This is a genomic window from Moorena producens 3L, from assembly GCF_000211815.1.
GTDB lineage: Bacteria > Cyanobacteriota > Cyanobacteriia > Cyanobacteriales > Coleofasciculaceae > Moorena > Moorena producens.
This window is the reverse complement of record NZ_GL890823.1, coordinates 209,446-225,465: the sequence shown is the minus strand read 5'-3', so window position 1 is coordinate 225,465 and position 16,020 is coordinate 209,446. Positions and strand designations below refer to the sequence as shown.

The window sequence follows — 16,020 nt, the reverse complement described above, 5'->3', positions numbered from 1 at the left end:
GTTTAAACCGTCAACCTTGGCCAATAGGCCACGCGTGCGCGTTCAACCCGATTAAACCGTCAACCTTGGCCAATAGGCCACGCGTGCGCGTTCAACCCGATTAAACCTTCAACCTTGGCCAATAGGCCACGCGTGCGCGTTCAACCCGATTAAACCTTCAACCTGATTAAACCTTCAACCTGATTAAACCTTCAACTACAGTACTTTCAAAAGCTGTTTAATTTTGGTCTCCTGTTTCTGCTTTAATTGGTCTGGGAACTTCAACTCAATGGCAACTTGATCGGATAAATCTTCGACATCCACAATTTGAGCCAACAATCGCTGTGGTAACTGGTTAGTCGATTCCTGACTCAATAGCAAGCCAACGAAGGGTTGGTCTTGCTCCATTCTTCGTAAATCTTCTGGTGTGAGCAATGGACTAGTTTGCTCCGTGGTATCAGAATAGGCAGTGCTGCGTTCTAATTCAACCCGTAAACTCATCACTCCCATTTCAGTTGCCCTACCACTGTAAAACTTACCTTCCCAATAAAGCTGAACAGTAGCCCTAATCTGTTTACGCACCTTAGTACTAGTTTGGGTATTCAACTCTCGGAAGGCACGGAACACACCAGTGGCTAAGAAACCTAAGGAGCCCATGGGTCGGTCTAAGGTCGCACGCTTCTGGGAATACCACTCCCTGACATCGGAATAAATTACTAGGACTAAATCATCTAGCTGAGCTTGAGTGAGGTTGATCAAATTAATCGCAAGGTGAACTTGATGGTCACTAATCGGTGTCTTGCGGATAATTTCTCCAGCAACAAAGGCTCGTCTGCCGTAATCTCCCACAATTTCAAGGTCTACTTGATCAGGTAGGTTGGGCCAGCTATCTAAGGCAATTAAAACTCCGCTTTCTGAGATATTAACCGTTTCCCCTGGCCAACTCTGGTCAGTGGTGTGAATTGTCACCGGAAGGCGTCGTAGCAGGCGGTGTTTGGGGCGTTGTTGGGGTTGTTCAAAGGCAACCAACAAACCTGCTGTCAGCAGAATCAAGTTAAAGACGCACCACATGGCGTTAACCAAGACCGCTTCTGCATCTTCTGGACGGAGCAGCAGCCAAAAGGGAACAGCTAGTAAGGCAGCAATCACTATAGCTGTTACTACCAAAAGACCCTGTACTGACTGCCAATCAAAACTCCGCTGACTAACCGATACCCCCTTGTCAGTTACATTAAATGAACCGAGCTTGGGGTTAATCACCGCCATCAGAGTGACATACCCCGTCTGGAATGACATCACAAATTCAAACACCTCGTTCCAGAAGGAAAAGCGAACTTCTTTGTAGGTGATATAGTTAGCATTGAGGCTAATCAGTAGATGGGGCAGGGCATAAAATAAGGTTTCTAGCCCCAAACCCTGAATGGGATTGATGCCAAACAATAGGAATAGAGTGGGAGTGACAGCGTAAATCAGCCGGGGAAAGCCATAGAAGAAGTGGGAGGTGGCTGAAAAATAACAAATCCGCTGGCCTAAGGTGAGATGTTTTGCCTTCCAGTTCAACAAGGGGAATTCTAGCCGTAGAATCTGAGCCATTCCCCTTGCCCAACGCACTTGCTGACCCACATAGGAGGCAAAGGTTTCAGGGGCTAAGCCAGCAACCATAATCTGGTCATAGTACACTGACTCATAACCTAAGGAATGGAGTCGGAAGGCCGTGTGACAATCTTCTGTAACGGTTTCAACGGCAATTCCCCCAATCTCCAGCGCATGGTTTTTGCGAATTACCGCTGCTGAGCCACAGAAAAAGGAAGCATTCCAGAAGTCATTGCCCTTTTGCAGTACTTTATAAAAGAGTTCATTCATCACTGGAATCTCACCCTTAGTCTGGAGATTTCGCTCAAAGGGGTCGGGGTTAAAGAACCAGTGGGGCGTTTGCACAAAGGATACGTTTGGGTTGTAGAAAAACCCGACTGTGCGCATCAGCAATTTTCGCACTGGAATGTGATCGCAGTCCAGAATCAATACCAGATCGCCCTTGGTAGTATTAAACGCTGTGTTGATATTACCTGCCTTGGCATGATCATTGTTAGGTCTAGTCAGCAATTTACAGCCGATTTCTTCGCACATCTGCTTCAACTTTTTGCGACGCTCTGGATACTTTCTGCCATCATCTAAGACATAGACTTGTTTTTTATCCTCCGGATAGTCCATAGCCAGAGCGGCTACTGCTGTATTGCGGACAATTTCCACAGGCTCGTTGTAGGTTGGAATGTAGATATCAACCTTGAACCATTGGTCTTGAGGATAGTTAGCCAGATCAACGGTTTCTCGGTCTTTGATTTTGAGAGTTTGAAAATAAGCTAGCAATAGGGTTAGAATTGCATACAATTCCGCCCCCAACAACAGCACACAGAAAAACCCGTTGATCCAAGTATCAAAATTTAGGGTATAGGCAAAGCGATAGTATAGGTAGCGCATGGTGGTCACCAGGCTCAGCCATACTAAAAACAGATGAAAATACTCACTGACTGTTTTATCAGATTGTTTGGCTTCAGTGCGCACTACCACTTGACCAACCAATATTAGTGCGATCGCTACAATCCCCTGCTGCCTGACTGTTAGGGGTGTAGTAATCAGGGGTATGGATAGCAACACCAGCAGCAAAATCAGCCACGACAAGTGATTCGACCCTAGCCGTGCTAGGACTCGGTCAAAAAACCGAGGTAGGCGATCAACGAGTAATGTAATTACAGGGGATCGACGAGGGCGATTTTGCCTATTTCTCGATTGTTTGAATAAGGAAAAAGACATAGCAATTTATAGCATTTTGATTTGAGATGTGAAACTAATATTGATGTAAGTATTCAGCCGTCAGCTATCAGCTGATAGCTGACAGTGGAATTTTGATTTAATCCTATTTAATAGACAAACAATCCTAAAGACTAATTAAAACTAAAGAATAATCACTAATCACTAATTCCTAATGACTTTTTTGATCTGTCACACGCTTGAGGTACAACTGGCTAATGCCATAAAGTAGGAAGGTTACCCCCAGAATACCTAAAGCTAGGAACCACCAGTTTCGTTGGAGGAAGAACGATGCTTTACTGAGGGCGGAGGTTTTTTCAATGCGCTTCTTAGAACCGGCTAGTTCAAAGAACTCTAGCTTATAGGCATCGGGGTCATAACCAGCAGGGTCTTGTTGATAACTACTAACTAAAACCGTATCCTTCTGCAACTGGTAGAACCAAGAATCTTTAGTGAGAATCTGCCGCACGCGGTCTAAGCCATTTTCCGTTTGACCACTCAAAGCCAAAAGTACCCGCTGATTGTTATAGGGAGACATGATTTGTTTAATTACCCCTTCACTATCCGGTAGAGTCTGGACACTAGCTTCACCCCACTGACGTCCTAGAGCATTACTCAAACGCAAACCACTTGACTCAAATACCTCTGGAAAGGGAAATTCCTCCCTGGTGCCAATTCCAACTAGATTTCGCTTCCTCTTGATCTGATCAGGCAATTGTTCAATGGTGTAAACATCCATTTGTACTGAATCTGCCTTACTTAGACGTCCTAAACGCTCACTGATAGCCATGAGGGTGAGCAGATCGTTATCAGATGGCGTCTCTGACAACACGATCGCTGTATTAGACAAATCTTGAGGAGCTGCAAATGGGTAACCTACTTGCAACAGTTCTAGATTAGGTAGTTGAACTGAGGGCTCCCGATTAACTTTGAAGCTGGTCTCAGCATGAACCGTACCCGTTAGTTGTTGATCGGTGATTTTACCACACTCCTCTGGTTCCCTGGGGTTCAGCCGGAAAGCAACTTTGATTTTAGAGGTGGGTTTAATCAGATTGGCAGGAAGATCCACTTTCAGGGTTTCTCGCTGTGAGCCATCCCTCTTGGTCAAGCGTTTACCACCAATTAGTACATCATCTAGTAAGACTTCTACAGCAGAGGTGCGAGGATTGACCTGGGGACCATAGCTGTAAACTAAATTCATGGAACTGCCCCGTTTAAAGCGATCATCCGGTAAGGCCCGAAAATCAAACTCTACCGGTGGTGCTGAAGTGCCTCGCACTGTGACGTCCTTAAAGGGTTTACCATTGGGCTGAGTAGCGATGTCTTCTAGAGTAAAGGAATTTTCTTCTGGCAAATAACCAGGCCAATTTCTGGAGGATGGTATTGGTACATCCGGAACCTGATCCACGAAAATTAATTGACCTGTGCCAAGTTTACTGGTATCTGGCTGTACTAAAAACTGGGCAGCCTTTTTCACGCCATCTGAACCATTGCCAGTCACCACCAAGACCGGGTTACTGCCATCATTGACGGTGGTAAGTGCCAGCACACCGACATCATCGGGTAAGGGAATCTGAGTCCCATCTAAAATTTGATTCCCGGAGAAGGTAAAGGGCAGTTCTAAAGACTTCAAAACCGGTTGATTTCCAGGAGTCCCCATCACAACTAAACTATCGCCCCACTCTAATTCGTCGATAGTCTCTACCAAACGGGTGGTAATGGGACGGAAGTCAGCCAACCTGCCTAGGGAAGCCTGTAAACGAGGCGCAGCAGTCAACCAAGATTCTAAGGACTCCACGGATCGGGTCTGGACATTCCCCTGCGGCAGCATATAAGCAATGGGATTGGCATCTAAGCTGAGTTGATCAAAGAAAGGATAAGGATAGCGACTGAAGTTTAGGGGAATAGGTTCAACTTGGTATTGGAAGATTAATTTTGAATCCGGCAAAACCTCAGTCCACAACGTGGCATCCCCTCCATCCGTACAACCCTTGGTGTTGTGTTGCTGGGCTACTAGGGAAAGTTCATTGTAGTCCTGGATCAGGGTCGTTGGGATAGCAAACATGACGTTAGCCACCTGAGACTGCTTGCGGTTGAGAGGGACACTTGCCACACTGGTGCCATTAATCCGCAAGGTCAGGTTAGAGCGATTTGCCATCAGGGCTGGTGAATGCTGGAAGCGGATTAAGGCTTTGGCGGTTTTTATCTTCCAACCCCGAGGACGGGTAAAGCCCAGTCTTGCTTCCGAATAAACCCCCCGCATACGGAGGCGATTGCCTACAATCGGAGAGCGATTAAATTGCAAGATGTACTCACTTAATGGGATATTCGGGGTAGAAGAAATCGGATTTGGAGTAGATTGGGGCTGTGAACGAGGTTGGGGCTGGGAGGGGGATTGGGTCCGCCGTGGCTGAGGTCGGGCAGCTGGCCGAGGTCGGGCGGGAGCAACCCTTGCTGGGGCACGATTAGAGCGTCTTTGTCGTGGCGCTGCCGGAGCAGCTTTTGGTCTAGGTCGGGCAGCTGGCCGAGGACGAGGACGAGGTCTAGGTTTGTAGACTGGAGCCTTAGTGGGAGTTTTGGGTAAGGTGTACTTCTGGATGAACTGGTCTTCCTGTTTTCTGAGGTTACCGTCCCCTTGAGCTCTAGTTAGGGTAGTACCGATGCCCAGGGTTAAGACCATGCTTGTACATAGCAGCAATAAGGATAATCTAGGACCATAGAGAGCACGTCGTTGATGATTAGTCGTAGGATCTTGGGCTTGGGAGCGGCGAAACAAGAATTTCATAATTGTAACTATAGAGAATACTAGGAGAATAGTAAGATCACCCTTAATTTATAAAGAAAAGTTGTATGGCTTAGGCTTAACTTTAACGATTGAGACCATTTTTGTCACCTGTATCACCTGATTGATCGGTATAGATTGATCGGTATATTTATCGGTATAGTTATTGGTATGTTTAAACTATTCCCCTCCCTAACTGGGATTTAACAGGTTGCGGTCGATGGCTGTGGTAGGCAATAACCCTAACCAAGCTAAGTTTTGGGTATAGTAGGCCGATTGATCATCCCAAATCCCTTCCTGATATTGTGGTATTAGTTTCTGCTCTATCAATTCTCTAGCCATGGCTGGTTCAATTAAACGTAGGGCAGAATAAAGCATGGCATATTGGGAAGTGGCTTCGTAAGTCACCGTTGGTTTTCCCTGGATGTCAATCCTGGCGGGCAGCTTTGAAGAAGAACGCCACAGGGATTGCAAATGCTGCGTGGCAGTACCGAGATAGGAAAATGCTTCTGGGGTATTGAACCAAGCTGCATCCCAAGCAACTCTCCACCACACTCGGTAGGCATCAAAGCTATAAGAACTTTTGAGTGGACTGTCTGGTGGCAATGGCTGGAATTGACCAGTTTCGGTGTCAAAGGCTATCCAATCGCTGGGTAAGCCTACAGCAGAAACCTGGGAAGACTCTCTTAACACCTGGTAGCTACTATCCACCAAACTTAACCAGTCATGGTTGGGGTCAACTTGGGCAAAGAGACGAAAGGAGAAAGGAGCAAGATATGAGGGGTTGAGATATAGAATTGATGGAGAAGGCACAAAGGCTGCTACAGGTCCTGGCAAAAGATAGCGCTTTCCCCTTACCTCTTTGGTGGACAAGTTCCACAAATCTTCCAGCTTAATTAAGGCTAAGTCCAAGTATTCCGGACGATTCCAGCGGCGGTAAGCTAGGATTAATGCTGTTGCTGCATCAATATCGGCATCGCTGGCAAAATTTCTGTCAATCGCACCCCAGTTACCGCTTTGATCACGACCCCACTTCCACACCCAAAGTTGGTCTTCGAGAGTACCATTAGTTCCTGAGCGCTTGAGATTGTTTTGAGACCATTCTAAGGTCAGGGCAAAGGTGGTGGGGTCATTGGCAATTACCGCTCGCAGCATCCCATAGGCTTGCCCTTCAGAGGTTGAGCGATCGCTTGCTTCGTAGTCGATGACTCGCCCGTCTTTTTGAATAAATTTCTCTTTGTATACAGTCCAACTTTCTGCTATAATACCGCTTTCGTCTATAGGTAAAGCAGTCTGGGGAGCCTCTGGTTCAGGATACTCACGGTATACTGAAGGCGTTTTGCTTGGTGATGACTGGGGTGGTGAAGGGGTTGGAGATCGTCTTGACAATTGATGGGGAGCACAACCCCATAGACTCAACAACATAATGGTGAAAGTAACGATAGAAACGCTGAGGGTGCGACCCATAAATAAACCTTGACGGCTGTTGTATGACATCGTAAATTTGCGGCTCTTACATTTACTCCTCAAACATAGTTGGATACAAGCCTCTGGATTGATCCAACGTAGTCTTTTAAGGGAAGAAGTCTGAACCTAAGCCTAGCCTAAAAACATCAGAGTTCAGAATTATTCAATTCTGATATTGGCTTTAAATGTCTGGATTATTCATTTGTGATTATAAAACTGCCAATTTTTAAGTGTTAATTGCCATTTGGGATTTTCCCTTGTCATACCTTAATCCTTTATACTTCATCCTTCATCCTTGACACTTCATTCTTCATCCTTGACACTTCATCCTTTATACTTCATTTAGAATTTATTCTTTACACTTGACACTTCATCTAGACTTCATTTTTTATCCTTAATCAAAACGTTCCCAAGGCGGTTGGAAACCCCTGCGGAACAGAAATCCTTCTTGGATTTGCTGTCTCTGACGGGACAGGGTAGCAGTACTAGACCCTCGACTGAATTCCTCCAGTCGTAGCTGTTCCAACTGTTCTAGGGCTTTGACTTTAAAATCTTCTGTCTGATTTAGTCCAACTAAGGCACGACGTACCCCGAAATCCAGGGGTTTGATCGCAAGACCCCTATAATAGAGTTGCTTGGCGGAGTCAAAGCGTCGTTGTTGGAAACGAACACCACCTAAAGCAGCAATAATCTCAGTGTTACTGGGTTCTGCGGTCAAAATCACCTGATAGGCGCGTTCTGCTATGTCTAACTGATCAATCGCTTCTGCCAATCGCCCCTGCAACAAGTATGTCTGAACGGAGTAGGGAGCCCGATTGACTAATTCAATCACCTGAGCTCTAGCTAATTCTGGACTACGCTGAGCAATAACCTGAATTAAACGGCGGTTTACTGGTATGTTGTCTGGTTCAGATTGCAGCAGCGAAATGTATAGGGGTTCCCGTGTGGGATTGGCAGGTAGAGCACCGACTAGAGCAAAGAGTTCTTGGGGCGGAAGCACATTGGGTTGTGTCTGCAACCAATAGTAGACAAATGCCTCAGCTTGGGATTCTGGAATCAGATTCGCTTGATAGGCAATTGTAGCTCGTGCTAGCTGTAGGTTAACATCACTAGGATTGAGCGCCACTAGTTGGTCATAAACTGCCACAGCTTCCCCTGGTCTATCCTGTAGCAGAAGTATAGATGACAATCCTTGCAATGCTCCATTGAGAATATCCCGTTGTGGGTTGCTGGCAATCAAGGCTTGGTAACGCTGGCGGCTAGCAATCCAGTTACCCTCAAGACGTTCAATATCTGCCGCTAGCAACTGTACTACCAGATCGTTAGCTCCCTGGGGTGTGGCGGTATATGTAGCCAACGCATTTCTAGCTGAGATCAAGTCATTGGCTTCAATGTAAAGTTGAGCGATCCGAAAGTACAAAAAGGGCGCGTTAACCCCAGATGCCAGGATATTTTGGTAAATAGATAGAAATTCTGGCCCCGGCGGCTCGATCGGGATCAAGGCGTCTGCCACCGCTTGCAATTCGCTGGGTTCAGTAGGTAGGGGAATCAGTATGGTCGCTAGACGGTTGCTCAATTGAGCTTGAGAAATTAACCCGGTCTGACTTTCCAGACCCACGATCTTAATCATCAGACTACGGTTATCAGGCTCGAAGGCAAGCTGTTGTTGGTAAAGCTGCAATGCGGTTGCCCGTTCGCTGGGTATGCCTGTGAACACATCAGCTATCTCCCGAATTAAGTTAGGGTCATTAGGATTCTCTGCCAGTGCCTGGCGGTAGAGCATAGAGACTTGGGGTTCCAGGGCTGGATCTTGATTTTTATTGCGAATTTCATTTAGCGATCGCGCTAAGGGCAATGTGGCTTGGGGGATACCTTGTAAAGGCTCTAATACGGCCAATGCTTCAGAGATCTGTCCATTTTCGGCATAGGCTTGGGAGAGGGCGGCTCTGGTTTGGATGCCTAGGTCGTCGAGTTGATCGATGAGGGCGAACCCCACTAACTCGTTTTCCAGAACCTGCACCGCCTGAGCCGCATTGCCGGTTTGCCTTAAGGATTGGGCATAAGCCAGGACAGCATAGCCACTAATCACATTCCCCGTAGCGAGGTATTGGTTAAAGAGTTCCAGACCCCTTTGAGGGTTACCGTTGTAGGTGTAAACTTCTGCTGCCCCTATTAGCACATCTGGACTAGGGTCAGTTTGCAGCACAATTTCATAGTCTGCGATCGCCTCACCAAATCGCTGCTGATAACCATACAGCAGAGCTCGCCTGCCACGAGCTTCTGTATCATTGGGATTGATATCGAGCAAGACCGTAAGGGCTTCAATTCCCTGAGTCTGCCATTCTTGTTTATATGTCCCTAGCAGACCTACTGCACTTAGGGCTAACTCATTGGTGGGGTCTTGAGCGAGCACCTGTTGATAGGCATCCCAAGCTTGGTCAATCAATCCCTGTCGGCGGTAGGCGATGGCTAGGCCAATCTTCGCATCAATGGATTGGGGATAACGCTGGACAGCTTGCTCAAACTCTTTAATTGCCTCTTCCACTCGTCCTTCCCTGAGCAGATTAAAGGCTCTGATAATCGGCACCGGAATAGTTTGGGCTTGAGCTGCCTCAAGGCAAAAGGCAAGAGGAAAAAGGTAAACAGTCAATGGTAAGAGGTAAACGGTCAAGGGTAAGAGGTAAATGGGAAAAAACTTTACCACACGGCGACACTGATGGCAATGTGAATCCAGTCCCTTTGCCTTTTGCCTCTGACCTGAGGATTCTCCGCTCTTTATGGGGGGTAAGCCTTTTCCCTTGTTCCTTTTGCCTTCCTCTAGAATCATGGAGTAAACCTACCTCTAGGAGTTACATCAAAATCGGTTTTCAATCGAAATCCGGCAAACGTTTCCTTGAAACTATTGCGTTGCTGAAGGCTAAAACCAAGCCGCACATTCGGTAAAAATTGGAAATCGTAGTATAGCTCTAACACATCTGGTACATCATCCCCATTTTCCTGGCGCAATTCCTCATTGGACAGATCCCGACCATAGGCTAACCCTACCCGGTCATTCTTAGAAAATAAATCCAAGAAGGTGATTCCGAAACTGTAGGTGTTTCCCTCTTCATCCAAATCCCGGTTGCGGTAAATCCCATAGCGACCAAATATGCCCATATTCAGTTCAGGAATAAACACTTCGCCATTGACACCAAATGCTTCTTCATCATCATTCTTGTTGATGCCAAAGTCATCCCTTCCCCGTTCGATGGAGAAAATTTCCCGGAAGCCACTATTGGCACCACCATCCCTGCCTGAGGCATAGGTTCCTCGCACGATCACATTATCGTAGCGCAGACCAATTTCTCCTGCCAAGCCATTGAGGTCAAATCGCTCCAGACTCTCAGCTGATGAAAACAGAGCAACTTTGCCTTCTATATTGTCTGTCACTGCCCAGTTAACCAATAAACCTGGACGAGATGCGATCGCAGTAGCACTCAAGGCTGGATTAGTTTGAAAAACTGGATTAAAGAAATGGCTTACCCCATCCTTGGCAAAACTATTCCGATCAAAGTAGGACGTTAAATCCAACTGACCGACGGAAAACCGCAGAGTGGGTAAGGTGCTAGCAGGAGCAGCCGTAAAGAACAACTGATTGATAGTTGCCCCTTCGTTAGGTGAGTCTACCAATTGGTCATTTTCGCTAGTCAGATCTAGGGTAGCTCCAAACAGGAATTGGGGCGTTAGCACATAGTTTCCGTCCAAGCGAGCTCTGGCTACTGAATTTTCCCCTTGAGTCACGAAGCTGCCCTGGAAACGCAAGGATGCTGGGGTTAGAGCGGTGCTAGGCAGCAACGGGCGACCGGTGGATTGGGCGGTTGAATTGCCTGGCGGAGAAGTTGGACGATTTAGGTTTGAGTTGGGAGCCGGTGGCCAGGGTTGTAGTGCTGGTTGGAAGAAGGGTACTTGACCAAAGCCAGGGGTGTTGGGATTTGGCACCACTGGGATCGGAGTGACTTGCCCTGGTAGCGGTGGTTGGGGTGTGGCTGGAAAAGGAGACTGGCCAAAGCCAGGGGTGTTGGGATTTGGCACCACTGGGATGGGCATGACTTGCCCTGGTACCTGACCTGGGGGGGTAGTTGGGAAAGGAGACTGGCTCAAGCCAGGGATGTTGGGATTTGGCACCACTGGTACTGCCATGATTTGCCCTGGTACCTGCCCTGGAATGGTATTTAAGTAAGGTAGCTGACCTAAGCCCAAGCCATAACTAGTGCCCCCCATGGGAATGGGATTAATCGGGACTACTGGCCGGGGGGCTGGGGAACTTCTCAGATAGGGCAGCTGACCTAAACCCGAATTGTAAGGACTACCCCTCATGGGCATGGGATTTACTGGGGCTGGCAGAGGAGCGGGCATGGGTCTCGGGTAGGGCAACTGACCGAAGCCAGGGTTATAGGTAGTACCCCCCATCGGAATGGGATTGACTGGGGCTGGCAGGGGAGCCGGTGTAGTTCTCAAATAAGGTAGCTGACCTAACCCAGGGTTATAGCTAGGGTTATAGCTAGGGTTATAGCTAGGGTTATAGCTAGGGTTATAGCTAGGGCTATAACTATTTATTCCCTGGGGGGTAGACATGCCGAACCCTGCCGTTGGCATCAATAGTAAAGTTTGTGGTACGTAGGGCAATTGACCAGGATTACCATTACTCGTACCCAACGGCATCGACCCAGTTACTCCTGGCATCATCGGCATCAATAGTACCGTTTGTGGCACGTAAGGGAAATAGCCCCAATTCGGGTTAGGAGTATTGCTTCCCAACGGCATCGAGTTAGGAAGTGCTGGCAATGGCGCTGGTGTCTTGGTTTGTGGGAATACAGGCAGTTGTCCTACCGATTGGTTTTGGTAGTTATTCAGAAATAGGGGTGTCGCCGTTCCTTGCCCTAGCTGTTCCGGCAGGGTTGGTGGGGAAGGAGGCAGTTGCTTGAATTTTTTGGGAAGTTTACCAGCATTGGAGGGAATTGGCCCTGTTGGTACTGGCAAAGGTGCCGTTTTTGCTTGGGAGGTTGTCTGCTGGTTGGAGCTAGAGTTGGCACTATTTGGAACTAACTTCGGAATTAGGGATGGCAGCAGCTGATTACAGGCTGTGTTTGTTTGGCAGTTGCTCCACTTAGCTGGAACTACTCCTTCCAAATCCACACTCGAACTGCTGCCATAGGGCAACAGTTGGCTGAGCTTGAACTCCGTGAACTTTAAGTCTATTTGCTCTAGGTTTAGGGTCGATGATGACACTAGAGGCTTTTGAGGTGATGGCGTTAACGCTAACTTGTCTATTTTAGTGTCAGCTTTAGTGTCAGCTTTAGTGTTAGCAGATTTCTTCTGGGTGACTAGCTTAGAGTTAGCTGGTTTGCTCTGTTTTAGTTCCGACGACTCTGGGGCTGGTGAGCCTAGTTTCGAGGTAACCTCATGGTTAGGTCGATAAGAGACTTTAGTTTTATTGGGCACAGATGACTTGGCTAACCCATCCCTGTGTCCTGGTTTTAGATCCAGTTTCCCTGGTTTTTGAGGCTGTTGAGATAACTCAGGGATTCTCGAACCCACCTTTTTGCTAGTGGTGGTGTTTGGAGAAGCCAAGGCTTGGGCTTTTCCGAAGGCTGGGACTGCCCTAGCTCTAGACCTGGCATAGGGTGACCTGAACTTGGGTTTAGTTGATTGTCCTTGCTGGCGGTTACGTCTCGGCTGGGCTAGGGTAGTGCTGTTTTCTCTACCGTTACTGCTTTGTACAGCAGACTTTTTGCCTTTGGGCCGTGCTGGAATAACTTTGGCTATCTCCTCTGGCTGGGGCTTAGCTGTCGCCTGGATTGGAGCAGCTACGGTTTTTTTGGAGGCAGTTCTTGGGGTAGCTGAGCTTTGGGTTTTCAGCGGTGCAGAAACAGCTTTAGCTGTAGAGTCCCGTTTGGCTAATTGTTGCTGCTGCAACCGAGATAATGGTAAATCCCCTGGCCTGGTAGCGGCAGAACTGGGCTGAGCCGCCTTGGTTTTAAGCAGTGGAGGGATAGCCTTAGGGGTAGCCCTTGACTGGCGTGACCCTAACTTAGGCTTAGCTGCCCGTTTAGCTGGTTGTTCAGTCTGGGATTTAGAGTGCGGCAGCACAGATGAAGCCAGTTTTCTGGTGGAGTTGGTCCTTGGGACAGAAGACTTTTGGGTCTTAGTTGGCTCAGGGATTTTCTCCTGTTTACTTCCAAGCTTTCCTAGTGCTATAATTTTGGTTTGGGGGGCTTTTTCACTTTCCTCACTAACGGATTGACCTGAATCATTGCTCTGATTTGTCCGGAGCTGCTCTAAGAACTTAGTATGTTTAGATATAGCAGTTGCCTGAGCTGGTTCAATGGCACTCAAGGACAGCATCCAGACTACGGCGAATGACCCAGTACTAAGCAGTTGCATCCATAGAAGGACATTCTTAACTATCCATCTCAGACATTGACTAGTTGTTTGCTGGATTGTCTGGGTTTTTTGACTAATCAATCCTTTCTGTAAACCCTGTCGCCGCTCTAGGAAAGGGCTTGGTTTTGGGCGACTCATACTACCTCCACTCTCATTGATCTTGCCTGACCAGTTATGGTCAAAAATTTAGGACGCACCCAGTTTTAGAGGATTTTGGCTCATTTTTGTGGAAAAATGAACCAATATTAGCTCATATACCTCATATTTACCTGGACTGTTAGTGAATCTAAGCCAAAACTATCACCAAAATTACCATTACTAGAGTTTAGTGCTTAGCTCGATTTGTCGCCAACTAGATCACGCTTGGGTTACTGATCAGGTTTGCTGATAATCAATGGTTGCTGGCATCCATGAAGCCATTAAACCATCCACATATCTAATCCCCCCAATAGTTAACAACCAAATCAGTTCCCTGACCTGCCCTTTTGTGGTAGTGCCGATTTTTGGGTAGGACTTTAAGACTTGCCGTACACCTAGCCAATTTTAATGGGGATTACTGGTTAGTTAACTAAATTTAGATGCTTTATGCCCCGTCACCAAGGGTGCGGGGTGCTGACTGGGCTTTTGTTCTTGATCAACACCAACATTAGTCTTAACACAAAGTTGTTGCCAAATCCCAACAACTAAGATTTTTAGCTTTGGGGATGGGGTTTGGGTACTCAGCTAGTCTTCACAAAATAACTGAGGGGTCAAACCCCTCAGTTATTCTAGTACAGGATTTCACTTATGGCAATTTACATATAAGTCAGGTAAACTTGCTATCACAAAAATTCTAAAGGTGCGCTTTCCGCATCTAATTATTAAATTCGCCACGGGTCGGACCTAAAAGATGCCGCTAATTTTGTGACCAAAGCGCTCCAGGAAAGTCCTGATCCCTGGAGCAGGAAGTAACAACACAACTTGATTTTCCCAAGTCAGAGGTTTGTCGGGAAGTTTTAAAGGTAAAGTTGTCAGATAGAGTTAATCAGCTGCTCTGACAACTTTAGGTTGACGATCAATCCTAGCTCTATGAGGAGGGGATATAGTTCAACAACCAATTCCCAAATACGAGAAACCAGCACGTTCTAGCTGGTTCCGATCTAGGCAGTTGCGACCATCAATGATCACCGGATGATTCATCAGCTCGGCCATCTTACCATAGTCGAGCTTCTGGAACTGATCCCAATCTGTAACTAACACTAAAGCATCACAGCTATCAGCCAACCGTTCTGGATCCGTTTCGACAATCACGTTAGATAGACCATGACGCATCCCAGTTTGGGAAATAATTGGGTCATAGGCTTTGACCTTGGCTCCGAGTCGGTTTAGTTCCTCCACCAGATTTAGAGCAGGAGCATCCCGCATATCATCAGTATTGGGCTTAAAGGTCAAACCCAACAGCCCCACTGTTTTACCTTTGAGGATTTTCAGCTCTTTCTGGAGTTTTTCAACCGCAAGTAGACGTTGGCGTTTGTTGACACTGACAGTGGCTGTCAGCAAATCCGCTTCATAACCGTAATCTTCAGCGGTATGGAGTAGTGCTAAGACATCTTTGGGGAAGCAAGAACCACCCCAGCCAATTCCTGCTTGTAAAAACTTGTTGCCAATCCGGGAATCTAAACCAATTCCTTGGGCAACTTGGGTAACATCAGCACCTACGCGATCGCAAATATTGGCAATTTCATTAATAAAGCTAATTTTAGTAGCCAAAAAGGCATTAGCCGCATATTTAATCATCTCAGCTGAGCTGAGATCTGTACCTAGCACTGGAACTGGGGGAAGGGATTTGTCTTCAGCAAACTGGCGTTCGACAATTGGTTGATACAGTTCCTTCATCATTGCGATCGCTTTTTCGCTATTGCCTCCTAGGACAATACGGTCTGGATTAAAGGTATCGTAAACTGCTGAACCTTCTCGGAGAAACTCTGGATTACTGACCACATCAAAATCCGCGGTAATGTCTTCTGCTGGTTCAGTTTCAGCTTGCCCTCCTGCAGTTACCAAAGATTTCTGGCGTTCAGCTACCCCATCTAGGACAATCATCCTTACCCAATCTCCAGAACCAATGGGTACCGTTGATTTGTTGACAATTACTTTGTAACCATCCTTGAGATGGGATCCAATCCCTCTGGCCACAGCTTCCACATAACGAGTGTCACTTTCTCCGGTAGGTAGGGGGGGAGTTCCCACTGCAATGAATAAAATTTCCCCATGGTCTACCCCAGCCGCCAAATCTGTGGTAAACTCAAGTCTACCTGCATTAGCTGACTCCTGCATTATTTCCGACAGTCCTGGTTCATAGATGGGCGACTGTCCAGATTTCATCAGCTTAACTTTTTCTTCGTTGTTGTCTACACAGATTACTTGATGACCGATATGGGCTAAGCAAGCGCCAGTTACTAAGCCCACATATCCTGTACCAATCACACAAACGCGCATGGACCTATACCTCAATTAATATAAACTTCAATGGTTAGTAAAGGTTAAGAAAGTCTCACGGTTGGAGCCACAGATAGTATTGG

The 16,020-nt window shown here is 47.0% G+C and carries 6 protein-coding genes; all 6 read right to left on the bottom strand.

The genetic code is table 11. The annotated features are described in order from the left end of the window. Positions 1 to 195 precede the first annotated feature (195 nt). A complete protein-coding gene (locus LYNGBM3L_RS02625) occupies positions 196 to 2,790 on the bottom strand; it encodes a glycosyltransferase family 2 protein (RefSeq protein ID WP_008178726.1) in 2,595 nt (864 codons plus the stop codon). A gap of 169 nt (positions 2,791 to 2,959) precedes the next feature. After that, complete coding sequence (locus tag LYNGBM3L_RS02620; RefSeq protein WP_008178723.1) at positions 2,960 to 5,572, bottom strand: cellulose biosynthesis cyclic di-GMP-binding regulatory protein BcsB; 2,613 nt, start codon at positions 5,570 to 5,572, stop codon at positions 2,960 to 2,962. 189 nt (positions 5,573 to 5,761) lie between these two features. Beyond that, positions 5,762 to 7,066: a family 8 glycosyl hydrolase gene (locus LYNGBM3L_RS02615; RefSeq protein ID WP_202799141.1), complete on the bottom strand. Its 1,305-nt coding sequence runs from the start codon at positions 7,064 to 7,066 to the stop codon at positions 5,762 to 5,764. Positions 7,067 to 7,430: 364 nt separating this feature from the next. Continuing rightward, entirely contained in the window at positions 7,431 to 9,863 is a 2,433-nt protein-coding gene (locus LYNGBM3L_RS02610) for a tetratricopeptide repeat protein (protein WP_008178718.1), read from the bottom strand. Further along, complete coding sequence (locus tag LYNGBM3L_RS34615) at positions 9,860 to 13,597, bottom strand: hypothetical protein (protein ID WP_008178716.1); 3,738 nt, start codon at positions 13,595 to 13,597, stop codon at positions 9,860 to 9,862. Before LYNGBM3L_RS34615 ends, LYNGBM3L_RS02610 begins: the two co-directional genes overlap by 4 nt. A 948-nt stretch (positions 13,598 to 14,545) precedes the next feature. Continuing rightward, on the bottom strand, positions 14,546 to 15,937 hold the full coding sequence (locus tag LYNGBM3L_RS02600) for a UDP-glucose dehydrogenase family protein (protein WP_008178714.1): 1,392 nt from the start codon (positions 15,935 to 15,937) through the stop codon (positions 14,546 to 14,548). Between the last annotated feature and the right edge of the window lie 83 nt (positions 15,938 to 16,020).